The sequence below is a fragment of the Phenylobacterium sp. genome (assembly GCF_022402485.1).
Lineage (GTDB): Bacteria > Pseudomonadota > Alphaproteobacteria > Caulobacterales > Caulobacteraceae > Phenylobacterium.
In genome coordinates, this window is the sequence record NZ_JAKRSA010000028.1 from 41,158 (window position 1) to 64,844 (window position 23,687).

Annotated in this window: 21 protein-coding genes; 15 read left to right on the top strand and 6 right to left on the bottom strand. The window is 65.1% G+C overall.

What is annotated here, in order from left to right:
* Positions 1-7 precede the first annotated feature (7 nt).
* Positions 8-1,498: an HWE histidine kinase domain-containing protein gene (locus MH112_RS11625; RefSeq protein ID WP_296567934.1), complete on the bottom strand. Its 1,491-nt coding sequence runs from the start codon at positions 1,496-1,498 to the stop codon at positions 8-10.
* Between the two features lie 33 nt (positions 1,499-1,531).
* Positions 1,532-2,314, bottom strand: a complete 783-nt coding sequence (gene ppk2, locus MH112_RS11630; protein WP_296567936.1) for a polyphosphate kinase 2 — start codon at positions 2,312-2,314, stop codon at positions 1,532-1,534.
* Between the two features lie 78 nt (positions 2,315-2,392).
* Here ppk2 and MH112_RS11635 point away from each other — a divergent pair, with 78 nt between their 5' ends.
* Together MH112_RS11635 and MH112_RS11640 are read left to right on the top strand one after the other, a co-directional pair.
* On the top strand, positions 2,393-3,130 hold the full coding sequence (locus MH112_RS11635) for a 16S rRNA (uracil(1498)-N(3))-methyltransferase (protein ID WP_296567938.1): 738 nt from the start codon (positions 2,393-2,395) through the stop codon (positions 3,128-3,130).
* 111 nt (positions 3,131-3,241) lie between these two features.
* The gene (locus MH112_RS11640) at positions 3,242-4,600 is read left to right on the top strand and encodes a glutamate--cysteine ligase (RefSeq protein ID WP_296567939.1); all 1,359 of its coding nucleotides are present in this window, start codon (positions 3,242-3,244) and stop codon (positions 4,598-4,600) included.
* A gap of 20 nt (positions 4,601-4,620) precedes the next feature.
* Here the strand turns inward: MH112_RS11640 and MH112_RS11645 are convergent, their stop codons facing one another.
* Entirely contained in the window at positions 4,621-5,109 is a 489-nt protein-coding gene (locus MH112_RS11645) for a DUF427 domain-containing protein (RefSeq protein WP_296567941.1), read from the bottom strand.
* Between the two features lie 208 nt (positions 5,110-5,317).
* On the opposite strand from MH112_RS11645, the gene MH112_RS11650 reads away from it, so the two are divergent.
* Positions 5,318-7,267 (top strand): oligopeptide:H+ symporter, encoded by a 1,950-nt coding sequence (locus tag MH112_RS11650; RefSeq protein ID WP_296567942.1) that lies wholly within the window; start codon positions 5,318-5,320, stop codon positions 7,265-7,267.
* A gap of 49 nt (positions 7,268-7,316) precedes the next feature.
* Here MH112_RS11650 and MH112_RS11655 read toward each other — a convergent pair whose 3' ends face one another.
* Together MH112_RS11655 and tldD are read right to left on the bottom strand one after the other, a co-directional pair.
* Entirely contained in the window at positions 7,317-9,365 is a 2,049-nt protein-coding gene (locus MH112_RS11655) for a TonB-dependent receptor (RefSeq protein ID WP_296567944.1), read from the bottom strand.
* 227 nt (positions 9,366-9,592) lie between these two features.
* Complete coding sequence (gene tldD, locus MH112_RS11660) at positions 9,593-11,023, bottom strand: metalloprotease TldD (RefSeq protein WP_296567945.1); 1,431 nt, start codon at positions 11,021-11,023, stop codon at positions 9,593-9,595.
* Positions 11,024-11,334: 311 nt separating this feature from the next.
* Here tldD and coxB point away from each other — a divergent pair, with 311 nt between their 5' ends.
* The 12 genes from coxB to MH112_RS11720 all read left to right on the top strand — a co-directional run bounded on the left by coxB (position 11,335) and on the right by MH112_RS11720 (position 23,020).
* On the top strand, positions 11,335-12,303 hold the full coding sequence (gene coxB, locus MH112_RS11665; protein ID WP_296567947.1) for a cytochrome c oxidase subunit II: 969 nt from the start codon (positions 11,335-11,337) through the stop codon (positions 12,301-12,303).
* A gap of 16 nt (positions 12,304-12,319) precedes the next feature.
* The gene (ctaD, locus tag MH112_RS11670) at positions 12,320-13,975 is read left to right on the top strand and encodes a cytochrome c oxidase subunit I (protein WP_296567949.1); all 1,656 of its coding nucleotides are present in this window, start codon (positions 12,320-12,322) and stop codon (positions 13,973-13,975) included.
* A gap of 98 nt (positions 13,976-14,073) precedes the next feature.
* Positions 14,074-15,054, top strand: a complete 981-nt coding sequence (gene cyoE / locus MH112_RS11675) for a heme o synthase (RefSeq protein ID WP_296568082.1) — start codon at positions 14,074-14,076, stop codon at positions 15,052-15,054.
* Positions 15,054-15,245: a hypothetical protein gene (locus MH112_RS14975; protein WP_365787089.1), complete on the top strand. Its 192-nt coding sequence runs from the start codon at positions 15,054-15,056 to the stop codon at positions 15,243-15,245. The genes cyoE and MH112_RS14975 overlap by 1 nt, the downstream gene beginning before the upstream one ends.
* Positions 15,223-15,855, top strand: a complete 633-nt coding sequence (locus MH112_RS11685; protein WP_296567951.1) for a cytochrome c oxidase assembly protein — start codon at positions 15,223-15,225, stop codon at positions 15,853-15,855. Before MH112_RS14975 ends, MH112_RS11685 begins: the two co-directional genes overlap by 23 nt.
* 89 nt (positions 15,856-15,944) lie before the next feature.
* Positions 15,945-16,817, top strand: coding sequence for a cytochrome c oxidase subunit 3 (locus MH112_RS11690; protein WP_296567953.1), 873 nt, complete (start codon positions 15,945-15,947; stop codon positions 16,815-16,817).
* Between the two features lie 90 nt (positions 16,818-16,907).
* A complete protein-coding gene (locus MH112_RS11695) occupies positions 16,908-17,267 on the top strand; it encodes a DUF983 domain-containing protein (RefSeq protein ID WP_296567956.1) in 360 nt (119 codons plus the stop codon).
* The gene (locus MH112_RS11700) at positions 17,260-17,991 is read left to right on the top strand and encodes an SURF1 family cytochrome oxidase biogenesis protein (RefSeq protein WP_296567957.1); all 732 of its coding nucleotides are present in this window, start codon (positions 17,260-17,262) and stop codon (positions 17,989-17,991) included. The genes MH112_RS11695 and MH112_RS11700 overlap by 8 nt, the downstream gene beginning before the upstream one ends.
* On the top strand, positions 17,991-19,382 hold the full coding sequence (thrC, locus tag MH112_RS11705; protein WP_296567959.1) for a threonine synthase: 1,392 nt from the start codon (positions 17,991-17,993) through the stop codon (positions 19,380-19,382). Before MH112_RS11700 ends, thrC begins: the two co-directional genes overlap by 1 nt.
* Before the next feature lie 3 nt (positions 19,383-19,385).
* Positions 19,386-20,648 (top strand): pitrilysin family protein, encoded by a 1,263-nt coding sequence (locus tag MH112_RS11710; protein ID WP_296567962.1) that lies wholly within the window; start codon positions 19,386-19,388, stop codon positions 20,646-20,648.
* 72 nt (positions 20,649-20,720) lie between these two features.
* Positions 20,721-21,332, top strand: coding sequence for a GNAT family protein (locus tag MH112_RS11715; protein ID WP_296567964.1), 612 nt, complete (start codon positions 20,721-20,723; stop codon positions 21,330-21,332).
* 29 nt (positions 21,333-21,361) lie between these two features.
* Entirely contained in the window at positions 21,362-23,020 is a 1,659-nt protein-coding gene (locus MH112_RS11720) for a bifunctional diguanylate cyclase/phosphodiesterase (protein ID WP_296567966.1), read from the top strand.
* On the opposite strand, the gene MH112_RS11725 is transcribed toward MH112_RS11720, so the two are convergent.
* Positions 23,017-23,598 carry a YqgE/AlgH family protein gene (locus MH112_RS11725; protein ID WP_296568087.1) on the bottom strand — a complete coding sequence of 194 codons (582 nt, stop codon included), beginning with the start codon at positions 23,596-23,598 and terminating at the stop codon, positions 23,017-23,019. The genes MH112_RS11720 and MH112_RS11725 overlap by 4 nt on opposite strands.
* Positions 23,599-23,687: the final 89 nt, after the last annotated feature.

Here is a 23,687-nt window from a genome sequence, read left to right on the forward strand (position 1 = left end):
CGGAGCATCACTTGGGCGGCCAGGCGGCCCATTGGCCCGCATCCGCCAGCGGCAGGGCCACATCCACCTGGCAAACAAGACCGGAGGGCGCAAAGTCCATGCGCACCTCGCCGACGAACTCAGCGGCCAGGCCATGCTGGATCAGACGAGACCCGAAGCCCTTGCGTGCGGGCGGGTTGACCGGGGGACCCCCTGCCTCGCACCAGGTGAGGTGCAGCCGAGGGGGATCGACATCCTCCGATAGCCGCCAGACCAGTCTGACCTGGCCAGCGGCATTACTCAGGGCGCCATACTTGGCGGCGTTGGTGGCCAGTTCATGAAAGGCAAGGGCCAGGGCGATGGCAGTTCGCGGGGGCAGGATCACCCCTGGACCTTCCACCCGGAACCGCTCGGGGCCATAGGGGGCGGCGGCCTGGCTGGCGATTTCCTCAAGACGGGCACCCGACCATTTGGCGTCCGTCAGCACATCATGGGCCTTAGCCAGGGCGAGTAGGCGTGAGGTCAGGGCTTCGCGCACCTCCAGCGACGCCCCGCCGCCCCTCAAGGTCTGGGCGGCAATGGCCTGTACGGTGGCCAGGGAGTTCTTCACCCGGTGATTCAGCTCATGCACCATCAGGCGAAGGTGCTCCTCGGCGCGCTTCCGCTCGGTGATGTCACGGAAGAAAACAGCGAGTCCTTCCTCCACCGGATTGCCCCGCACATCGAGCCAGGTGGTCTTGCCGGCGGCAGAGACGAATTGGGTCTCAGCGGCAAAGGCGGTCCGATCGCGCATCGACTCTCGGTATAGGCGTCCCAGGGGTGCGTTGACGGTTGCGGGCCAGAGCGCCCAATGGTCCTGGCCAATGAAGGCCTCCCGCGGGCGACCATCGACCCGTACGCCCTCCGCATTAATCTCCAGGATCGTGAAATCATGGGCCAGCAGAAGGAAGCCGTCTGTCATGCCCTCGAGCACATCGCGGGCTCGGTCGCGCTCGGCCTTTAGGTCGGCTTCTGCCCGGACCTGCTCTGTGGTCTCCACCACAAACGCGATCACCCCAGCCGGAGCGCCGGCCTCATCGAACACCGGCGAGTAATCCAGGTTCATCACCACAGTCTCAGCGACGCCATGGCGATAGAGCACCAGCTCCTGGTTTTTGTAGGACAGGGACCCGCCCGCCAGTCCTACGCTCATAACATGGGCGTTGAAGTCCGCGACCTCGGGCCAGCCCTCAAGGACCTGGCTGCCCAGCAGGGTCGGATGGCGCGCCCCGGCGAAGATGGAATAGGCGTCGTTGTACAGCATGATCCCCTGAGGGCCCCAAAGCATGACGATGGGGGTAGGGGAGTGGAGCAGAATGCTGAGGGCGGTCAGCAGGCTCTGGGGCCAGCGATCGATCGGACCAATCGGGCTGCCGGACCAGTCCTTCTGAGCGATCAAGGCACCGGTTTCCCCCCCTGCGCGAAGCAGGGCGAGGCGGGAGGCCAGGGGGGCGTCTCCGGGGCCCCTAGGGCGTGACAAGAGGACCAGCCTTTCCCCGACGTCCTGATCCCATCAAGGACATAGCCGTCCATCCGTCAGGGCCGAGATCTCGAAGGGATAAAGGACCTCTGGTTCAGGGGCTTCAACCGTGCGTGCCACACCCCGATCGGCGAGGGTCTGAATCAGGTGCCGCATGACATTCAGCCGGGCGGCCTTCTTCTGGTCGGCCCGCACACAGACCCATGGCGCAAAGGCCGTGTCGGTGCGGCGGAGCATCTCATCGCGGGCCGCCGAATAGTCGGTCCACCGGGGCTGAGCGAACTCATCCAATGGGCTCGATTTCAGCACCTTAAGGGGGTCATTCTTGCGCTCAGCCAGGCGCGCAGCCTGCTCATCCTTGCTGACATCCAGCCAGATCTTCACCAGCCGGATGCCGCTCGCCACCAGCATCTGCTCGAAGAGCGGAACCTCCCGCAGGAAGTCCTCCTGCTCAGCCGGGGTGGAGAACCCCATCACCCGCTCGACCCCGGCACGGTTGTACCAGGAGCGGTTGAAGATCACGAACTGCCCGCCGGCCGGCAGGTGGCTGACATAGCGCTGGAAGTACCACTGGGTCCGCTCCACATCCGAAGGCTTGGACAGGGCCACCACCCGGGTGCCGCGTACGGAAAGATGTTCGGTGATCCGCTGGATCGTGCCGTCCTTGCCGGCGGCATCGCGCCCCTCGAAGATCACCAGCACCTTTTCGCCCTTCGCCAGGATCTGCTGCTGGGTCTTCACCAGGGCCAGCTGCAGTCGGGGCAGGGCTTCGTCATAGGATTCGTCGGACTTGTCGGACTTATCGGACTTGCTCATGACCAAACCCTACGCCGGGAGCACGCCTTGGCGCCATGGTCTATGCGCGAACCACCGTCTCCCATTAGAAAGCGGCGCATGATCAGACTGTTTGTCACCCATGATCTGGCCCCCGGGGCGAGGCTTGGCCTGAACCCCGACCAGAGCCGCTATGTGATCGCCGTCATGCGCCGGGCACCCGGCGATGCCCTGCTGGTGTTCAATGGCCGTGACGGGGAATGGCGTGCCGTCGTCGCCGAGAGTGGCAAGCGCGGGGCGGTGCTGCAGGTCGAGGCCCAGGCCAGGCCCCAGACCCAAGGATCAGATCTTGATCTGATCGTAGCCGTGGTCAAACGCGCGCGGCTGGAGACCATTGTCGAAAAGGCCTGCGAGCTTGGTGTGCGCCGGATTCGGCTGGTGCTGACCGAGCGCACCAATCCCGATCATGTGCGGTTGCCGCGGCTCAACACCATTGCCACCGAAGCCGCAGAACAAACCGGGCGGATCGACCTTCCGGAGATTTTTGAGCCTGTTCGCCTGGCTGTCCTGCTGGAGTCCTGGGCGCCGGAACGACGCCTGCTGTTCTGTGACGAGGCGGGCGATGCCCCGCCGGTGATGGACGCACTCGCCGGTCAGCCCAAGGGAGCGTGGGCAGTCCTGATTGGTCCGGAGGGCGGTTTTTCCCCGGCCGAGCGGGCCAGATTGCGCAGCTTAGATCAGGCCGTGCCTGGGACTCTGGGGCCGAGGATCCTGCGGGCCGACACCGCGGCGATCAGCGCCCTCACCCTCTGGCAAAGCGTCTGTGGGGACTGGGACGACCGCAACCTGATGTGTTGAGGCGCCATTGCACTTTCTCATCGTTGCACCCACGTCATCGAACGGCGTAAAGATCGCCGCCGCTGAGGGCCTCGGCCATGGCGAAAACACTGGCGGGCTGGGGAGAGAGTCATGGCCGACGTCATTTGCGACGAGCGCCCCTTGGTGTTCGAAGACCTGGTGGCCTGGTTCGCCGACGGCTCCAAAGCCAAGGCGGACTGGCGCATCGGTGCCGAGCACGAGAAGTTTCCCTTCTATCTGACCGATCATTCCCCGGTCCCCTATGAGGGTCCCGCAGGCATCCACGCCCTGCTCACGGGCCTTATGCGCTTTGGCTGGTCTGGTGTTTATGAGGGCGAGACCCTCATCGGGCTGGAGCGCAACGGCGCCAATGTCAGCCTCGAGCCCGGTGGTCAGTTCGAGCTTTCAGGGGCGCCGCTCGGCGACCTGCACGAGATCTGCGCCGAAACTGGCGGTCACCTCACCGAGGTCAAGGCCGTGGCCGACGAGCTGGGTCTGGGCTTCCTGGGCCTTGGCTTCACCCCCACCTGGACCCGGGATCAGATCCCTGTGATGCCCAAGGGGCGCTACAAGATCATGCGCGCCTATATGCCCAAGGTCGGCGGCATGGGCCTGGATATGATGTTCCGCACCTGCACGGTGCAGGTGAACCTCGACTTCGGGTCCGAAGCCGACATGATCAAAAAGTTCCGGACCAGCCTGGCCCTGCAGCCGGTGGCCACGGCCTTGTTCGCCAACTCGCCGTTCACCGAGGGCAAGCCCAACGGCTTCCTGTCGGCCCGGGCCAATGTCTGGACCGACGTGGACCCCGACCGGACCGGCATGCTGGACTTTGTCTTCAAGGACGGATTCTGCTTCGAGACCTACGCCAACTACGCCCTCGACGTGCCGATGTACTTCGTCAAGCGCGAGGGCCGTTACATCGACGTGGCCGGCCGGTCCTTCCGGGATTTCATGGCGGGTCAGCTGCCTGAGCTGCCCGGTGAGCGCCCGACCATCAAGGACTGGGCCGATCACGTCACCACCATGTTCCCCGAGGTCCGCCTCAAATATTACCTTGAGATGCGCGGCGCGGACGCCGGTCCCTGGAGCCGCCTCTGCGCCCTGCCGGCCCTCTGGACCGGACTGCTCTACGACCAGGCTGCCCTCGATGCCGCCTGGGACCTCTGCAAGGACTGGTCGGTGGAGGACCATGAGGTCCTGCGCGGCCAGGCTGCCCGGGTGGGTCTGAAGGCGCAGATCGCCGGTCGCAGCCTGCAGGATGTCTCCAAAGATGTCGTGGCGATCGCCCGTCAGGGATTGAAGGCGCGCAATCGTCTCAGCGGCGGGATGATCGATGAAACCGGCTATCTGGCGGAGCTTGAGGCTATCGCCGACAGCGGTGTGACCCCGGCCGAACGGCTGCTGGAACAGTTCCATGGCCCGTGGGGCGGCGACCTGTCCAAGGTCTACAAGACCATGGCGTTCTAGGACTGGCGTGCCAACGCGCGTCAGGACTCCCTGTCGGTGCGGGGCGTAACGTTGGACGGCCAATGGGGCTGCTGGCTCTGGCCGCCGCCGGAATCGGTGTGCTGAACCACGGCGTCCACGTCGGTGAAGCGATCGCCAGGGGCGGTCTCTGGGCTGACGCCATAGACCTCGATGCGGCCTGCCTGAAAGGCCATCCGGTCGGAGAGCTGAACAGCCGCCGGTAGTGGCTCCTCATGGACCCAGGCCACGTGCTCCAGAACCTCGCCGTCCAGGGTCAAGGTGAAGCAGGCGGCGTCGCCCGTGGTCGGGCAGTGCCTTGCCTGGTCGCTCCTGGCGAAATAGCCCAGCTCGACATCACTTTTGGGAAAATAGGCGACCGGCGTCCGCGTCCCCTGACTGAGGATCAGCACGTCGTTGCTGTCGGCGAGCACGTGTCCCCGATAGGCCGCCCGCAGGCGCGTTGGGGCCGGGTAGATTTCCAGGACCTGGTCGGAGTCTCTAGGGCTCATGGGGGATTCTCCTGTCTCCCCGGCTTAACGCCTCAGCCCGTCCTGGGGCTCCCTGATCCCCCTGCGCCTGCGGTGCCTTGGGCAAGCCTTGCTTGTCTCCCGCGCAGTCGCGTGATCTTCTCCCCACTTTCCCGGTCCGCCCGGGTTGAATGAACCCGGATGTCGGCCTGCGTGGCTGGCTCTATGCAGATCAAGCGGAAGTCGATCCATGAACATCGTCATTGTGCTCGGCGTGATCATCACGCTGCTCACCGGGCTTCCTGTGTTGCTGCAGCTGATGCGCAACCATCCCCGGGGCCTGATCGTCCTGTTCTTTGCCGAAATGTGGGAGCGGTTCTCCTACTACGGCATGCGGACCATCCTGATCTTCTATCTGACCCAGCACCTGCTGTTTGATGACGACATCGCTAACAGCCAGTACGGCTCCTACACCTCGCTGGTCTATTTGCTGCCCCTGATCGGGGGGATCCTGGCGGACCGCTACCTGGGCACCCGCAAGGCCGTGGCGTTTGGCGCCCTGCTGCTTGTGGCCGGCCATCTGGCGATGGCCGTGGAGGGCGAGCCCACCCGTGAGACCCTGACCTATGCCGGCCAGGCCTATGAGGTCTCGCTGGAGGGCCGCATGGATGACCGTGAGGTCCGGCTGATGGTGGACGGCGAGGCTTACGCCTTCGGTCGCGCTGAAGGCGGCGGTCTGCAGATCATCGACCTGCCAGCATCGGCCCCGCTTCCGGCAGTCCTGCCCGAGGGCAGCTATGAGCTGATCAAGACTGCTGATCCCGTGGGGATCAATGTCTTCTACCTCGCCCTGTCGCTGATCATCCTGGGGGTCGGCTTCCTCAAGCCGAACATCTCCGCCATCGTCGGCCAGCTCTATCCGCAGGGCGATCCCCGGCGGGATTCGGGCTTCACCCTCTACTATTACGGGATCAATCTCGGCGCGTTCTGGGCCTCGGTGCTCTGTGGGCTGCTCGGCCAGCAGTACGGCTGGTCCTATGGCTTTGGCCTGGCCGGGATCGGCATGGCGCTCGGCTGGATTGTCTTCGTCCTCGGCAAACCGCTGTTGCAGGGCAAGGGCGAGCCGCCCAATCCCGAACTGCTGGCCAAGCCCGTGGTGGGCCCGGTGAATCGGGAATGGCTGATCTATCTGGCGACCATCCCTGCCATCGCGGGGGTGTGGTGGCTGGTGCAGCATAAGGCCGTGGTCGGTGCCGTGCTCTCTGCCGCCATCGTCATTTCCCTGGGGATCGTGGCCTATGTGATCGTGCGGGTCTGTCAGACCAAGGTCGAGCGCCAGCGGATGATGCTGGCCATGGTGCTGATCTTCGGATCGGTGGTGTTCTGGACCCTGTTCGAACAGGCCGGCACTTCTCTGAACCTGTTTGCTGCGCGAAATGTGGATCTGTCCATCACCAGCCAGGCGAGCACCTTCTTCGGCATTCCGGTGGGGACTCCGGATCAGCTCGCGGCGGCCGGTATGGCGCAAGGCGGCTGGTGGAGCTGGATCGACACCCGCTTCGGTGCCGCCCAGGTGCAGTCCTTCAATGCGGGCTTCATCCTGATCTTCGCCCCGATCTTCGCCGCCCTCTGGGCCTTCCTCGGTCGTCGGGGGCTGGACCCCGATCCGACCATGAAGTTCGGCCTGGCCCTGGCCCAGGCGGGTCTCGGTTTCATGGTGGTGGTGTGGAGCGCGGGCCTGGCCGACCCTAGCTTCCGTCTGCCCCTCATGGTGCTCGGCCTGCTCTATCTGCTGCACACCACAGGCGAGCTGTTCCTGTCGCCGGTGGGGCTTTCGGAGATTACCAAGCTCTCCCTGGCCTCGGTGGTGTCGTTCATGATGGCCGTCTGGTTCCTCTCCAGCGCCATCGCCCAATATGTGGGCGGCTGGATCGCCGCCCTGGCCGGCACGGAGACCGTGGGCGGCCAGGTGCTAGACCCTGCCGCAGCCCTGCGCAGTTCCCTCGAGGTCTTCCAGATGCTCGGCTACTGGGGCCTGGCGGCCGGGGCGGTGTTCATCGTGCTCAGCTTCTTCATCAAGGGCTGGGCCCATGGGGCAGGTCCGGGCCAGGGCGCAGCCCCTGAACCCTTCGCCCCGACCGTTGATGGTGAGCGCCAGGCGGTGAACCCGCAGACATTGAGCGACAGCCGCTCGGGCTGAAACCTTGGGGGTTGGGGTGGACGCCGTCAGATCCTGAAAGCGCTCCGGCTCAGCCCCCGAAGGTTCGACTGACCCGCATGCGGATCATGCGACCAAAGCTCAGGTCACGGTCCTCGATGAAGGCCACAGGGGCGGTGTCACGGGGCCCGGCATAGACTGTGCGGGTCCGGCGAACCCCGCGATCGGTGATGTTGGGGGCCTCGAACCGCAGCACCCAGGCCGCCCTGGGTCGCCACTCCAAAAAGGGCGTGACGTAGGTCCCCATCTTCACCGTGGAGATTTCATCGAACCGATAGGCGGTTTCACGCCATCCGCCGATCGCGTCGATGCCCCAGCTGGCCTTCAGATTGGGAAGATCCTGGGTGAAGAAGGTCTCCCAAACCACGGGGCTGAGGCCGGAGATTTCTCGCGTTTCCCCGGTGGTGGGATCTGCCACCTCCGAGCGCCGCCATTGCACCTCGGTGCGCAGCTGGGCGCCCTTCAGGCCGAACCGATCAAAGGGCACAGTCAGGTTGAGCGCCAGTTCGGAGCGCGTGCCAGCGCCAATGTTGGCCGGGGCATCGAAGACACTGCCTGACGCCAGCCGGACCGGTGCCCGGTCGACCACATCGTTGATCTCGGCGTGGCGCAGGCTGATCACGGCCGCGCCATTGGTCCAGAACCGGCGCTCGAACGCCGCCTCAAACAGCCACTCCTGCGCGGGGTTGAGGTCCGGATTGCCCGCGGTCAGCACGCCCGTGTTCAGGGAGGATGAGGCGACGAAGTCATCGAAATTCAGCTGGCCTACGTTGCGCTCGACACTGAAGCGCAGCTGGGTTTGAGGGTCCTGCGCCCAGCTGAGGCTAAGCCGGGGTTTGGCGTAGGCCAGGGACTTCTCTAACTGCACATCGCCCTCGGCGGTGATGTCAGAGGCCTCATAGCGCAGGGCACCGTCCAGGTTCAGGCGCGGGGTGACCCGCCAGGCGACCTTGAGGAAGGCCTCGCTGCGACGCTCCTCCACCTCTACATTAGCGGCAGGCAGCACCACGTTTGCGCCATTGCGGGCAAAGCGGGTGTTGCTCTCCAGGGTGTTTATCGCGCTCTCGCCGCCCACCTCCCAGGAGAGGGCGTCGGTCTGACGCCAGCGCACGACGCCTCGGCCAATCGTCTCAACCCTGTCACTCTCAAGGCCGAAGCGGGCGCGGTCGACCAGGGTGCTGAAATTGGACTCGATCGTCTGGTTGGAGGTCTGCCGAAGGCCGATCAGCTCGAGGCTCGTGCGGGGGCTCAAGGGGCGCGAATAGCTGGCGCCGATTTCAGAGCCCAGCCGGTCGAAAACATCTTGGGAAACTTCCCTGGGACCGGCCCCTCGGGCAAGGTTCAGTTCGTCATATTCATCACCATTGGTGGACAGGCGGCCATTGATTCGCAGCAGGCCAGACCAAAGCGGTCGCTCCAGTGCCCCGGTCCAGGCGGCGTTGGTTCCGAGTCCTTCGCTGTCCACGTCACTGATGATCAGCGGCGCGCCATTGCGATCCACTCGGGTTCGGAGACCCTCGCCGGCCTCGTCGTCGGGCCCCTGTCCCCCCACCAGGCTGGTTTCCCACGACAGGTCCCCGCTGCGGCCCGATCCGTCGATCCGGAACCCCGTTACATTGCGACCGTCATAGATCTGGCGATTGGCCAGGGCGACAAGGCCCTGCATGGTGCTGGCCTGACTGCGGATCACATTGGCCATCATCGAGCGGCCCTGCATGTCGACGCCAGGGGCGCCGCCGCGAATGAGATCGATCCGTTCGACCTGTGAGGCCGGAAGCCGCCTAAGGATTTCCTCCAGATTGTCGGCCTTGGAGGCGGGGCGCCGGCCATCAATCAGGACATTGCCCGCCGCGCCTTCGAAACCGCGGACGTTGTCGCCGCCCTCGACCACGAAGCCGGGCAAACGCTGAACCATATCCAGGGCCGTCGTCGGGTGGGCGTCGGCAAAGAACTCCGGCCCATAGCTGATAACCCCTTGGCCTGCGGGCGCAGCAGGCCCCGGCACCTGGGCCTGGACCACAACCGGGAACATGAGGGGCCCTGCCGCGATGAGCGCAGCCAAGCGGCGTTTCTGTTTCATAGGACCGTCTCCTGCGCGGGAGATGAGCCAGGTTGTCCCTGTGCTCCAGTTAAATCTTGGATGGCGGCTTGAAATATGGCGGTGCCGCCGTCAGTTTTGAAATGCTGGGCCCTTGAGCCCTGTCCGATCTGAATGGCTTAATCAGATCGGGCGAAAATCTTTCTAAATCAGAATATTATACAAACTCTACCCGACGAGCGATGCGGGCTTGCTGCTGCGAGAACGCTCTAGAGGCTCGTGCCGCCGACGGTGAGGCCGGTGATTTTCAGGGACGGCTGGCCGACACCCACAGGAACGCTCTGGCCTGACTTGCCACAGACACCGACCCCGGGGTCAAAGTCGAAATCGTCGCCGACCATGGTCACCCGGGTCAGGGCCGAGGGACCGTCGCCGATCAGGGTTGCGCCCTTCACCGGCCGCGTCACCTTGCCGTCCTCGATCAGATAGGCCTCGGTGCACTGGAACACGAACTTGCCGTTGGTGATGTCCACCTGGCCGCCACCGAAATTGGCGCAATAGAGACCGCGCTTGGTGGCAGCGATCATCTCGGCCGGGGGGGTATTTCCCCCTTCCATGGCGGTATTGGTCATGCGCGGCATGGGCATGTGGGCATAGGACTGGCGGCGACCATTGCCCGTGGCGGCCAGTCCCATCAGTCGGGCGCTCATCCGGTCATGCATGTAACCTACCAGGATGCCGTCTTCGATCAGCACCGTGCGCTCGGTGGGGGTGCCCTCGTCATCGACGGTCAGCGAACCCCGGCGGCCGGGCAGGGCACCGTCGTCAAAGACTGTCACCCCGGGGGCCGCGACCCGCTGGCCGATCTTTCCGGAGAAGGCTGAGGTGCCCTTCCGGTTGAAATCGCCCTCCAGCCCATGGCCGACGGCTTCGTGCAGCAGCACGCCGTTCCAGCCCGGGCCCAGGACCACATCCATCTCGCCGGCAGGGCAGGCCACGGCCTCAAGATTGACCAGGGCCTGACGCAGGGCTTCCTCGCCCTGATCGCGCCAGGATTGCGGATTGATCCAAGCCTCGTAGCCAGCCCGGCCTCCGGCCCCGGAGAACCCGGCCTCCCGGCGACCATCTTTCTCCACAGTCACCTGGATGTTGATGCGTGACAGGGGGCGGACATCGCGGATCAGCCGGCCATCGGCCCGCAGGATCTCGACGATACGCCGTTCGCCGGTGAGGCTGGCCATCACCTGCACCACCCGAGGGTCCCGCGCCCGCGCCCAGGCGTCGATCTCCTGCAGCAGGGCGACCTTGTCAGCGAAGTCCGGCGAGGCAAGGGGGTCATCATCCCCATAATGGCGGACATTGGTGGCCCGCGGCCCTTCGGCGGCGACCCCTTCATAGCCGCGCTTGGCCAGGGCGGCGGAGGCGGCGGCCCGTTTCAGGGCGGCCTCGGAGATTTCGCTGGAGTGCGCATAGCCGGCGGTCTCGCCGGCCACGACCCGCAGACCAAAGCCTTCGGTCGAATCATAGGCCGCCGATTTCAGGCGACCGTCGTCGAACAGAAAGGATTCGCTCTCTGAGCGTTCGGCGAAGATTTCCCCATCGTCGGCACCGGCCAGGGCCTCCCCAAGAATCTCGCGGGCCCGCTCAGGGGCGACGCCGCAGGAGTCGAGGATGGAGGGCGCGGAAATATGGGCGTTCATCGGTGATCCTTCGGCGGGCGACGGGCCAGTTTCACAAGACATAGGGACTTCCAGGGCCGCCGTCACGGGGGCGACCTTTTCACGGGGTTTTGATGAGGTTTTGGAGTGCGTCACTTGGTCCGTCATCGTCAGTTTTGTGTCCCACCCCTTGAAGCTGGCTATCGCCTTGGCAATTTGGGGGAGAGCGCGTATGCACGCGCCTTGAGGGCCTGGCGGCGGACGCCTTTTTCGCTGCGTAAGCCTCGTTTCAGTCGCGGATCGGCCAAGGGTGATGTCCCGGACGCCGAAACCGCCAAAGAGACCGAGGGGATATGAAGTCGAGTTTGCAGGGGATGCGGACGTTGGCGGCTGGGACCGCGGCGGGCGCAATGACGGCGTTCTGGGGTGTTCAGGCCCTCGCCCAGGACCTGATGGGCCAGCCCACGCCTAAGGGGATCGGGCTTCAGCCGGCAGCTGCGCCGCTGAAGCATGATGCGATCTGGTTCCACGATGTGATCCTGATGCCGATCATCACGATCATTACCTTGTTCGTGGCCGCGCTGCTGATCTGGGTCATCGTGCGCTACAACGCCCGCGCCAACCCCGTGCCGGCGAAATTCAGCCACAACACCACCATTGAGGTCATCTGGACCCTGGTCCCGGTGCTGATCCTGGTGTTCATCTCCATCTTCTCGTTCCGGCTTCTGTTTGCCTATCACGACATGCCGCGCCCGGACCTGACGGTGAAGGCCGTGGGCTATCAGTGGTACTGGGGGTACGAGTACCCCGACCACGAGGTTGGCGAATTCATCTCCAATATGCTGCCCGAGGAAGACGCCCGTGCCGCTGGCGTGCCCTATCTCCTGGCGGCCAACGAGCCCATGGTGGTTCCGGTCGGCAAGACAGTCCGCGTGCTGGTCACTGCCGCCGACGTCATCCACTCCTTCGCCATGCCGGCCTTCGGCCTGAAGACCGACGCCATTCCCGGCCGTGTGAACGAGACCTGGTTCACCGCCGAGAAGGAAGGCATCTATTACGGTCAGTGCTCCGAACTGTGCGGCGCTGATCACGCCTATATGCCCATCGAGATCCGGGTGGTGAGCCAGGCCGAATTCGACGCCTGGATCGCCAGCAAGGGCGGCAATCCCGCCGGCCTCGCGGCCGCTGCCGCCGCTGACGCTGCGGCCCCGGCCGTGGAGGCGGCTGCCGCCGATGCCGCGACCACCGAAGGTGAAACCCAAGACGCGGCTGCTACGCCGCCTGAGTCCGCTGCGCCTGTGGCCGCAGCGGCCGCGAACTGACCAGGGGTAGAGTAAGATGGCTGAAGCCGCCGTACACGCTCACGACGACCACGATCACAAGCCCGGGTTCTTTACCCGCTGGTTCCTGTCGACCAATCACAAGGACATCGGCACGCTGTACCTGCTGTTCGCCATCATGGCGGGCATCGTGGGCGGCGCGCTGTCTGGCCTGATCCGCTGGGAACTGGCTGAGCCGGGCCTGCAGGTCTTCGTTGAAGGCTCCCTGCTCGACCAGCTCGGCTGGATCGATGCTTCCAAGCATGGCTACAACGTCGTTGTGACCGCCCACGCCCTGGTCATGATCTTCTTCATGGTCATGCCCGCCATGATCGGCGGGTTCGGCAACTGGTTTGTGCCGATCATGATCGGCGCCCCGGACATGGCCTTCCCCCGCCTGAACAACATTTCGTTCTGGCTGCTGGTGGCCGCCTGGGTCCTGCTGCTGATGTCGATGTTCGTCGATGGCGGCCCGGGCCGTGGTTTCGGCGGTGGCTGGACCATTTACCCACCGCTGTCGACCCTGGGCCACACCGGTCCGTCCATGGACCTGGCCATCCTGTCGCTGCACGTGGCCGGTGCCAGCTCGATCCTGGGTGCGATCAACTTCATCACCACCATCTTCAACATGCGCGCCCCGGGCATGACCCTGCACCGGATGCCGCTGTTTGCCTGGTCGGTGCTGATCACCGCCTTCCTGCTGCTGCTGTCCCTGCCGGTTCTGGCGGGTGCCATCACCATGCTGCTGACCGACCGTAACTTCGGCACCGCCTTCTTCGATGCCGCCGGCGGCGGCGACCCGGTGATGTTCCAGCACCTGTTCTGGTTCTTCGGTCACCCCGAAGTGTACATCCTGATCCTGCCGGGCTTTGGGATCATCAGCCACATCGTGGCGACCTTCTCGCGCAAGCCCGTGTTCGGCTATCTCGCCATGGCCTACGCCATGGTGGCCATCGGCTTCGTCGGCTTCATCGTGTGGGCCCACCACATGTACACCGTCGGCATGAACATCAATCTGCGGGCCTATTTCGTGGCCGCCACCATGGTCATTGCGGTGCCCACGGGGGTGAAGATCTTCTCCTGGATCGCCACCATGTGGGGCGGGTCGATCAGCTTCAAGACGCCCATGCTGTGGGCGATTGGCTTCATCTTCCTGTTCACCGTCGGCGGCGTCACCGGGGTGGTCCTGGCCAATGCCGGCATCGATTACAGCCTGCACGACACCTACTATGTGGTCGCCCACTTCCACTACGTCCTGAGCCTTGGCGCGGTGTTCGCGATCTTCGCGGGCTTCTACTACTGGTTCGAGAAGATCTTCGGCGTGAAGTACCGTGAGTGGGCCGGCGCGGTCCATTTCTGGGTCACCTTCGTCGGCGTGAACCTGATCTTCTTCCCGCAGCACTTCCTGGGTCTCCAGGGCATGCCGCGCCGGTACGTCGATTATCCGGACGCCTACACCTACTGGAACCAGATCTCGACCCTGGGCTACGCGATCACCGCCGTGGGTACGGTCTGGTTCCTGCTGATCCTGCTGGAAGCCGCCATCGTGCGCCGTAAGGCTGAGGCCAATCCTTGGGGCGAAGGCGCCACCACCTTGGAATGGACCCTGCCTTCGCCGCCGCCGTTCCATCAGTTCAACGAACCGCCGGTCATCAAGGCTGACGGCCACCACTAAACGGCCAGCTCGACGGCTGGGGGGCGCGGCTCGGTCACACCGAACCGCGCCCCTTCGCAAATCTGGCGGGTCCCTTTTGGAGTAAGTCTTTGGCGACCATGACGAGCGCCATCACCGCTACATCAGACACCCCGGCCCGCTGGCAGGACTACCTGCAGCTGCTCAAGCCCCGGGTTATGTCCCTGGTGGTGTTTACCGGAGCAACAGGGCTGGTCTGTGCCCAGGCACCGATCCATCCCCTGCTGGGCGCGGTGGCAATCCTGTGTATTGCGGTGGGCGCCGGCGCGTCCGGCGCGCTGAACATGTGGTATGACGCCGACATTGACGCCCAGATGCGCCGGACCCGGGGGCGACCCGTGCCTGCCGGTCGCATCAAGGGGGCCGAGGCCCTGTCGATGGGGCTTATCCTTTCGCTTCTGTCTGTGATGTTCATGGGGGTAGCGGTCAGCTGGTTGGCCGCCGGCCTGCTGGCTTTCACCATCTTCTTCTACGCCGTCGTCTATACCATGTGGCTGAAGCGCTGGACGGCGCAGAACATCGTCATCGGCGGACTGGCGGGTGCCCTGCCGCCCGTGATCGGCTGGGCCGCGGCCGCCGGCGAGGTTCCCCTCAATGCCTGGCTGCTCTGCGCCATTATCTTCATGTGGACCCCGGCGCATTTCTGGGCCTTGGCGCTCTACAGCAGCGAAGATTACGAAAAGGCCGGGGTTCCGATGATGCCGGTGGTGGCGGGTGCCGCCTCCACACGGCGGCAAATCTTCATCTACAGCCTGCTGTTTGTCCCGATCTGCCTGATGCCAGCTTTCACGGGTCTCGGCGGGGTCGGATACCTTTCCGTGGCCGCTTCGGGCGGCCTGATCTTCCTGGTCTTGGCCTGGCGGGTCATGCGCAGCCGGGCCGGAGACAGTGCCGACCCCCGGCTGGACGGGCGGCTCTACGATGTCCGGGCCGGGGCCAAGGATGCGCGGAACCTGTTTGCCTTCTCGATCCTCTACCTCACCCTGATCTTCGCCACCCTGCTGGTGGAAGCGGTGATGGGGCTGCCGGCCTTCCTCAACCTTATGCCTGGAGCGGCCTGATGAGCGAACCTGACGCACCGCAAGATGTGCCGGCCAAGCCCCCCTCGAACCCGCCGCAGCAAGACCCCATCTTCAAGGCCCGCCGGGGGCGCAACATCGCCATCGCCCTGGGCCTGATCACCTTCGCTATTCTCGTCTTCCTCGTGACCGTTGTTAGATTGGGAGCCAATGTCCTCGATAGACCTCTCTGACCCGCAGCGCCCGACCCCTGAAGCCGCTCGGCGTAACCTGCGCCTGGGGCTGATCTGTACGGGTGTCTTTGTTGGGATGATCGGCCTGGCCTACGCCTCGGTGCCCCTGTACCGGGCCTTCTGCCAGGTAACAGGGTTCGGCGGCACAGTAAGCCAGGCTGAGTCCGCCCCGACCACCATCCTGAATCAGACCCTGAACATCCGTTTCGACACCAATGTCCGGAACCTGCCCTGGTCCTTTGAGTCGCAGGATGTGGCTCAGACCCTGAAGATCGGCGAGACCGGTCTCGCCTTCTTCGAAGTGACCAACAACAGTTCGGTCCCGATGACGGGCCGCGCCGTCTACAATGTGGTCCCGGCCGCTGCGGGGGCCTACTTCCGCAAGCTCGAGTGCTTCTGCTTCAACGATCAGACGATTGGCCCCGGGGAGACGATCAAGTTCCCCATGGTCTACTTCGTCGATCCGGAATACGCGGAGGACTTTGAGACGAAAAACAAGGCCGAGATCACCCTGTCCTACACCTACTTCCCATCCAATGAGGATGGCGCTGTAGGCCCGCTGGCTGACGCATCGGGCAAGACTGCGTCTTCCCCCCTTGGCGGATCGTAAGGGCCGGGGCTATAGCACCAACACGACCACCGCTGACGGACGCGATCCGACCCGTCGGCGGGACGATATTTTGAGGGGTTAGGACCGATATGGCCCAATCAGGCGTCAAGCACGACTATCACCTAGTCAATCCGAGCCCGTGGCCCCTGGTGGCCTCGGTGGGCGCTACCGTCATGGCCGTCGGCCTTGTGATGTGGATGAAGGGCCTTTTCGGGCTGCCGGAAGGCACCTGGTGGCTGTTCGCCGTCGGCCTCACCCTGGTGCTGATCACCATGGCCGCCTGGTGGATCGACGTGACCAAGGAAGCCCATGCCGGCGACCACACCCCCGTGGTCAATCTCGGCCTGCGCTACGGCATGATCCTGTTCATCGCTTCGGAAGTGATGTTCTTCGTCGCCTGGTTCTGGATCTTCTTCGAAATGGCCCTCTTCCATGAGGCCCGCACCCTTTCGAATATCGAAGAGGTCCGCCTGGCGTGGGCGACCTGGCCGCCCCAGGGCATCGAGACCATTCCCGCCTGGAACCTGCCCCTGGTGAACACCCTGACCCTGCTGCTGTCGGGCACCACGGTGACCTGGGCCCACCATGCCCTGCAGCAGGGCGATCGCAAGGGCGCTCAGTTCGCCCTCATCCTGACGATCATCCTCGGCGTCTTCTTCAGCGCCATCCAGGCCTACGAGTACTACCACATCCTGTCGCACGACTATTTCTACAACGATGCGGCGATGAACTCGGGTCTGTATGGGTCCTCGTTCTTCATGGCCACGGGTTTCCACGGCTTCCACGTTCTGGTGGGGACGATCTTCCTCGCGGTCTGTCTCATGCGCCTGATGCGTGGGGCCTTTACGCCGCAGAAGCACTTCGGCTTCGAAGCGGCCGCTTGGTACTGGCACTTCGTCGACGTGGTCTGGCTGTTCCTCTTCGCCTTCATCTACGTGGTGTTTGGCGGGGCGGGGCACTAGGTCGATGACGAGCCAGGGCTTCTGCTGGCTCACCCTGTCATCTTCCTGCGCGGGTGAGGGTCCATCCCCAGACCCGCGCAGGTTCTGACCATGTCAATCCAGCGCCACTTGGCCCATGGCGTGATGGGGCGATGCCCAAACTGCGGCCAGGGGCCGCTGTTCGTGGGCTTCCTGAAGGTGGCCCCCGCCTGTTCTGCCTGCGGCCAGGACCTTGCCAGGGCTGATTCCGGTGATGGCCCCGCGGTCTTCGTGATCCTGATCGCCGGATTTCTGGTGGCCTTTGCCGCCCTCTATGTGGAACTGGCCTTCAGGCCACCCATCTGGCTCCACCTCGCCCTGTGGATGCCCCTCACCGTGGTCGTCTCCTTGGGGCTGCTGCGTCCCCTCAAGGGCCTCATGCTGGCCGCACAGTTCGCCAACCGCGCAGCGGAGGCCCGATCTGATGACTGATACCCGGCGTCTGCGAAACGTCCCCATTGGCCTAACCCTGGCGACGCTTGTCTCGCTCGCCATCCTGATCGCCCTGGGGATGTGGCAACTGGAGCGCCTGGCCTGGAAATCCGAACTGCTGGCCCAGATCGCGAGCCGGGCCGAGGCCCCACCCCGTCCGGCCGGTGAAATCCTGGACCTTGCCGCCTCCGGGGAAGATCTCGGCTTCTATCGGGTCAGTCTGACCTGCCCGGGCCTGGATACCGCACCCTTCATCCAGCTCTACGCCATCAAGGATGGTCAGGCAGGCCAGCGGCTGATCTCCGCATGTCCTGTGGCCGGCGGCGGCTATGAGACCCTGCTGGTGGATCGCGGCTTCGTCCCTGACACGGTCACCGAGCGTCCGGTGGTTTCCCCAGGGGGAGAGCGCCAAGTGGCGGTAACGGGTCTTCTGCGGAATCCTGATCCCGCCAATTTCGTCACCCCTGAGAATCGCCCCGACGCCAATGTCTGGTACTCCCGTGACGTGGCGCTGATGGCGAGCACCCTGGGCGTCCAGGCCCCGGCCCCGGTGTTCCTCCTGGCGGAAACACCGACCAATCCGGAGTTCCCGGCCCTGGAGCCGACGCCGCTGCCCGGGGAGATCGCCAACCGCCATCTGGAATATGCCCTGACCTGGTTCGGCCTTGCCGGCGCCTTGCTCGCCGTCTATGCCGCCGTGCTCTGGCGCAGATGGAAAACGTGATGCGGTATGTCTCCACCCGGGGTCAGGCCCCGGCGGTCGGTTTCGTCGACGCGGTTCTGGCGGGGCTCGCTCCCGATGGCGGGCTTTATGTCCCCGAAACCTGGCCCAGCTTCACGACGGCTGAGATTGCGGCTTTTCGCGGCAAGCCCTACGCCCATGTGGCCGCCGAGGTCCTGGCCCGTTTTGCCGGCGATGAAATCCCCCGCGAGGCGGTGAACACCATGTGCGAAGAGGCCTATGCCACCTTCGCCCATGCGGCCGTGGTCCCGCTGGTTCAGATCAGCCCGGACGCCTTTGTGGCCGAGCTGTTCCATGGTCCCAGCCTGGCGTTCAAGGACGTGGCCATGCAGCTGCTGGCGCGGCTCTATGAGCACGTGCTGTCGGCCCAGAATCGCACCCAGACGATCCTCTGCGCCACGTCGGGCGATACCGGCGGGGCGGCGGTAGAAGCCTTCCGCGGCCGGGCCCATGTGCGGGTCTGTGCCCTGTTTCCGGAGGGCCGCATTTCTGAAGTGCAGCGGCGGTTCATGACCACGGCCGTGGAATCCAACGTCCGCTGCGTGGCCGTTCAGGGCACCTTTGACGACTGCCAGGCCATCGTGAAGGCGGCGTTCCAGGATCAGAGCCTGCGCCAGGCGGTGGACCTGACGGGGGTCAATTCGATCAATTTCGCCCGGATTGTCGCCCAGAGCGTCTATTACTTCACCACCGCCGTGGCGGTGGGCGCGCCGGAGCGGTCGGTCTCCTATTGCGTGCCATCGGGCAATTTCGGGGACGCTTTCGCCGGCTATGTGGCCCACCGGATGGGCCTGCCCATTGCCAAGATCGTGGTGGCGACCAATTCAAACGACATCCTGGCCCGGGCTTTCCAAGACGGGCGCTATGCCCGGGGCGAGGTCGCCGCGACCCTCAGCCCGGCCATGGACATTCAGTCGGCCTCGAACTTCGAACGGCTTTATTTCGAGGCGGTGCGTCGGGAGTCGGTAGAGACCGCACGGGCGTTCGCCGCCTTCAATGAAGCTGGCCATATCGACATTCCCCCCCAGGCCCACGCCTATATGGCCGAGCTGTTCATCGGGGTGGCGGTGAGCGAGGATGAGACCCGGCGCACCATGCTGGTCACCCTCAATGAGACCGGCGAGCTGATTGATCCCCATACGGCGGTGGGCGTGGCTGCGCTGCGGAAGGCAGGTGATCTCGCAGGACCGGTCATCGTGCTGTCGACCGCCCATGCGGCCAAGTTCCCGGAGGCCGTGACGGCGGCGACGGCGGTGACGCCGGATCTGCCGCGCTGGACCCAGAGCCTGGCTGACCGCCCCGAACGTTTCGAGCGTCTGCCCGCCGATTCCGAGGCCATCAAGGCCTGCGTCCGCGCGTTCGCCGAGACCTAGGGCTTGGCGTCGGTCCACCATCTGCCCAATGGCGTGCGGGTCGTCTGTGACCCTATTCCTGGCCTTGAGACGTCTGCGCTTTGCGTTGTGGCGGGCCGGGGGGCGCGGTTCGAGGACCCGGCGCGGAACGGCTGGTCGCACCTCCTAGAGCATATGGTCTTCAAGGGGGCCGGTGATCGCTCGGCCATGGCGATCGTGGAGGCGATCGAGGCTCAAGGGGGCCAGATCAACGCGGCCACGGGCTACGAACGCACCAGCTTCCAGGTGCGTTGTCTGGCCGATGGCCTGGCCCTGGGGGCTGCTGTTCTGGCCGACCTGGTCCTTTCGCCCAAGCTGGATGGCCAGGACCTGGCCCGGGAAAAGCAGGTGGTCGGCCAGGAAATCGCTGAGGCTGCCGACACCCCTGACGATCTGGTGTTCGAAATGGCCCAGACAGCGGCCTATGGCGACCAACCCCTGGGTCGCTCGATCCTGGGGACGGTGCAGTCTATCGAGTCCGCCGACCCGACCAGCCTCGCCCACTGGCGGGCCAGCCTTTATGACCCTGCCGCCCTGGTCATCAGCGCTGCTGGAGCCGTGGATGAGGCGCAACTGCTTGATCTCGCCGACCGGCACTTCGCAAAGGCGACGGGGCCAGACGGGCCCGTAACCGCAGCCGACGCCGTGTTTGTGGGCGGCGCTGCCGTGGAGACCAAGCCCCTGGAGCAGGCCAATCTGGTCTTCCTGCTGCCCACCGTGGGGGTCAGTTCTCCAGACTATTTCGCCCTGCGGCTGTTTGCCGAAATTCTCGGTGGCGGCATGGCCTCGCGGCTTTTCCAGGAAGCCCGGGAGAAGCGGGGCCTGGCCTATGCGGTGGACGCCTATAGCGAAACCTATGCTGACCAGGGGGTGCTGGGGGTGTTTGCCGGCTGCGCGGCCAAGGATGCCGCAGAGCTGGCCAAGGTCGCCGCTGCCCAGATTGCGGGTCTGGGGGAATCTGTGACCGCTGCGGAGCTGGCTCGCGCCAAGGCGCAGATCAAGGGGGCCATGTTCATGATGCGGGAGTCGCCGCTCGCCCGGGCCGAACAGACCGCTGCGCAACTGCTTCTGTTTGACCGTCCCCTGCCGCCCGCTGAAATCGCCGCGGGGATCGAGGCGGTGACCCTGGCCGATCTGGCCCGTCTGGGTGCCGATCTTTGCGCCAGCCGCCGGGCGGCGGTGTCGGTCCTTGGACCCCGGCAGGCCGCCAGTGCCGCTAAGGCCTTTTCTGAGACCCTGTTTGGCTGAATCCCCGCAGCTTTGAGGCCGTTCACGCTCTCAACGACTTGACGGACAGATCATTCGGAGCGGCAATCTCCCATGGCTTTGCTGGACTGGATCGCCCTGGAGGGAGGGCTGCGTGTAAACGGGGAGGGGGTCGTGCTGCGCCCCCCCCGGGCGACCGACTTTGCGGAGTGGCATGACCTGCGTGCAGCTTCCCGCGCCTTCCTGCAGCCCTGGGAGCCGACCTGGCCGTCTGATGATCTGACCCGTGCGGCCTTCCGCCGCCGCCTTGCCGCCTATGCCCGCGACCGCGAGGCCGGTGTCGCTTTCAGCTTCCTGGTGTTTCAGGAGGCCGATGGGGCCATGACCGGCGGGATCACCCTGTCCAATATTCGCCGGGGCGTGGCCCAGATGGGGACGGTGGGGTACTGGTGCAGCCAGGCCTATGCGCGCAGGGGGCTGACACTGGCCGCAGCGCGGGCCCTCAACAGCTTTGCTTTCAACACCCTGGGGCTTCACCGCCTGGAAGCTTCCTGCCTGCCGACCAATGCGCCTTCCCGCAGTTTGCTGGCGAAAGCGGGCTTTGAGGAGGAGGGGTTTGCTAAGGCTTATCTGAAAATTAACGGCGTTTGGCGAGATCATGTGCTGTTCGGCATGACCACGCCCCGTTCGCGGGACGAGGGGCCGGAAGTGACTGTATCTGTTTAGCCGCCGGCTGGCGCCGGCCCCGAGAGGCCATGGCGAGCGACCGTTGGACATGGGATGCCACGAGCACGCTGGAAGCGCTAGGCGCGGCCGACGTGGTGCTGTGGCACTGGGAGCCCGAGCGCGACCGACTACGCCTGACCGGGGCTTCCAGGGCCCTAGGTCTGGGCCCGCTGGCCCCTGAGTGCTCCTCTGCGGCGATTCGGGCCTTGGCCTTGCCCCAGGACCGGGCGCGGGCCGAGGAGGTGCTGCGGGTTCAGGAGCCGGGCTCGGAGATCGCCGTGCGCCTGCGAATGCGCGGCGGCGGGGTCTGCATCTGGCGCGGTGTCTGGCTTGAGGATGGGGTGCGTGCGGCCGGGGTTGTGGCTGCTGAAACCAAGTTCGCGGCGTCTGACCTCGACAATCTGACCGGGCTGCTGGATCGCAAGAGCTTCATTCAGCGGGCCCGGGAACATCTGCAGGTCCCCGGCGACTATGAACTTGTGGTGGCCGATCTGGATCGGCTTCGCCGGCTGAACGAAGCCCTGGGCCATGAGCGGGCCGACCTTGTTCTGGCGGCCCTGGGCTCCAGGCTGGCGGCTGGCTTTCCGCCGGGTGCCTTGCTGGCGCGGGTTGGCGAGGACGAGTTCGGGGTTCTGGCCCGGGTGGGGGAGGTTCCCGCCGGCGAGGTCCTACGCAATGCCCTGGAGCGGCCGCTGCGGGTCGCCGGGTTCGACATTCATCCTACCCTGTCGGTGGGCGCTGTCCGCGCCGCGGGCGGTGGCGAAGCCCCGGAGGCGGCGGAACTGCTTCGCCGTGCCGAACTTGCGGTCGAGTCGGCCAAGACCGGTGGTCGGGGGGGCGCTGCAGCCTATGGCCGGGCGCTTGAGAGTGATGGCCTGTCGCGATTAGCCCTTGAGAGCGATCTTCGCGGGGCGATCGGGCGCGGCGAGCTGACGGCCTACTATCAACCGATCGTGCGGCTCTCCACCGGAGCCCTGTCAGGCTTTGAAGCCCTGGTGCGCTGGCGCCATCCGCGCCGCGGCCTGCTGATGCCCGACCAGTTCCTGCCACTGTGCGAGGAAATGGGGCTGATGAGCACCCTGGGCGCGGCCATGATGCGCGAAGCCGCCAGCCAGTTGACCGAATGGCGACGCAATCACCGGGCGGCCGGTGATCTGACTGTGGCGGTCAACCTGTCCACCGGCGAGATCGATCATCCGGACCTCATCGCCACTGTGGTGCGCATCCTCAGCGAAACAGGACTGCCCCCAAGGTCCTTGAAGCTCGAGGTCACGGAGGGGGATGTCATGCGTGACCCTGAGCGGGCGGCCGTGATTCTGCGCGGCCTGCGTCAGGCAGGTGCAGCGCTCGCCCTTGACGACTTCGGGACTGGATTCTCGTCGCTGTCCTATCTGACGCGCCTGCCGTTCGACACCTTGAAGATTGATCGCTACTTCGTCCGGACCATGGCCACCAATCCAGGCTCCACAAAGATCGTTTCCTCGGTGGTGAAGCTCGGTCAGGACCTCGATCTGGAAGTGGTCGCAGAAGGTGTGGAGAACGCCACCATGGCCCGTCAGCTCCTGGCCCTGGGCTGCGACTACGGACAGGGGTTCGGCTATGCCCCGGCCCTCTCCGCCCAGGAGGCTGAGGTCTATCTCAACGAGAGCTATGTGGACGGTGCCGCCCCGGTGAAGGCCCGCGGCTAGGCCCTGCCGGCCACAGCTGAGAGCAGGCCCGGATTGATGCCGAGCTTGGCCAGGGCCTGCGACCACTTGTGGTCATGATCGTCGTCAAACAACAGCGCCTCGTCAGCCGGACAGGTCAGCCAGACATTGTCACGGATTTCCTGCTCGAGCTGTCCCGCACCCCAGCCGGCATAGCCGAGCGCCATGACGCTGCGGCGGGGCCCCTGTCCATGCGCCAGGGTCTCTAGAACGTCGCGGGTGGAGGTCAGGGCTATGTCCTCGGCGACGGGCAGACTGTGCTCGGTGTGATAGTCGCCGGTGTGCAGCACAAAGCCGCGTTCGCGCTCTACTGGCCCGCCGATCAGCACCGCGTCATCCAGGCCCCCGGCCGCGACGGGGCCGGTAGCGATCTCCAAGCGTTCCAACAGGTCAGACAGTATCAGGCCGTCGACCGGGCGGTTCACCGTCAACCCCATAGCGTGGGCGTCGTCATGGGCGCAGATGAGAATGACCGCCCGCTCGAACCGGGGGTCGCCAATGCCCGGCATGGCGATCAGCAGCTTACCCGCCAGATAGGCACCGGAGGGCTTGAGGGTCATGTGGGTGGAGGCCATAGCCTTAGTTTGAGGTCCAGCGCGGCGCTTTCAAGACACAGTCGCCTGAGGAAGGTTGATGAGGGGGCGCAATA

Bases quoted from the DNA above. Each gene is read 5' to 3' on its own strand.
- ppk2 (WP_296567936.1), bottom strand. From the start codon at position 2,314: ATGAGCAAGTCCGATAAGTCCGACAAGTCCGACGAATCCTATGACGAA.
- ctaD (WP_296567949.1), top strand. From the start codon at position 12,320: ATGGCTGAAGCCGCCGTACACGCTCACGACGACCACGATCACAAGCCC.
- MH112_RS14975 (WP_365787089.1), top strand. From the start codon at position 15,054: ATGAGCGAACCTGACGCACCGCAAGATGTGCCGGCCAAGCCCCCCTCG.
- MH112_RS11685 (WP_296567951.1), top strand. From the start codon at position 15,223: ATGTCCTCGATAGACCTCTCTGACCCGCAGCGCCCGACCCCTGAAGCC.
- MH112_RS11640 (WP_296567939.1), top strand. From the start codon at position 3,242: ATGGCCGACGTCATTTGCGACGAGCGCCCCTTGGTGTTCGAAGACCTG.
- MH112_RS11715 (WP_296567964.1), top strand. From the start codon at position 20,721: ATGGCTTTGCTGGACTGGATCGCCCTGGAGGGAGGGCTGCGTGTAAAC.
- MH112_RS11690 (WP_296567953.1), top strand. From the start codon at position 15,945: ATGGCCCAATCAGGCGTCAAGCACGACTATCACCTAGTCAATCCGAGC.
- MH112_RS11655 (WP_296567944.1), bottom strand. From the start codon at position 9,365: ATGAAACAGAAACGCCGCTTGGCTGCGCTCATCGCGGCAGGGCCCCTC.
- MH112_RS11695 (WP_296567956.1), top strand. From the start codon at position 16,908: ATGTCAATCCAGCGCCACTTGGCCCATGGCGTGATGGGGCGATGCCCA.
- thrC (WP_296567959.1), top strand. From the start codon at position 17,991: ATGCGGTATGTCTCCACCCGGGGTCAGGCCCCGGCGGTCGGTTTCGTC.
- MH112_RS11645 (WP_296567941.1), bottom strand. From the start codon at position 5,109: ATGAGCCCTAGAGACTCCGACCAGGTCCTGGAAATCTACCCGGCCCCA.
- MH112_RS11650 (WP_296567942.1), top strand. From the start codon at position 5,318: ATGAACATCGTCATTGTGCTCGGCGTGATCATCACGCTGCTCACCGGG.
- coxB (WP_296567947.1), top strand. From the start codon at position 11,335: ATGAAGTCGAGTTTGCAGGGGATGCGGACGTTGGCGGCTGGGACCGCG.
- MH112_RS11700 (WP_296567957.1), top strand. From the start codon at position 17,260: ATGACTGATACCCGGCGTCTGCGAAACGTCCCCATTGGCCTAACCCTG.
- cyoE (WP_296568082.1), top strand. From the start codon at position 14,074: ATGACGAGCGCCATCACCGCTACATCAGACACCCCGGCCCGCTGGCAG.
- tldD (WP_296567945.1), bottom strand. From the start codon at position 11,023: ATGAACGCCCATATTTCCGCGCCCTCCATCCTCGACTCCTGCGGCGTC.
- MH112_RS11725 (WP_296568087.1), bottom strand. From the start codon at position 23,598: ATGACCCTCAAGCCCTCCGGTGCCTATCTGGCGGGTAAGCTGCTGATC.
- MH112_RS11635 (WP_296567938.1), top strand. From the start codon at position 2,393: ATGATCAGACTGTTTGTCACCCATGATCTGGCCCCCGGGGCGAGGCTT.
- MH112_RS11720 (WP_296567966.1), top strand. From the start codon at position 21,362: ATGGCGAGCGACCGTTGGACATGGGATGCCACGAGCACGCTGGAAGCG.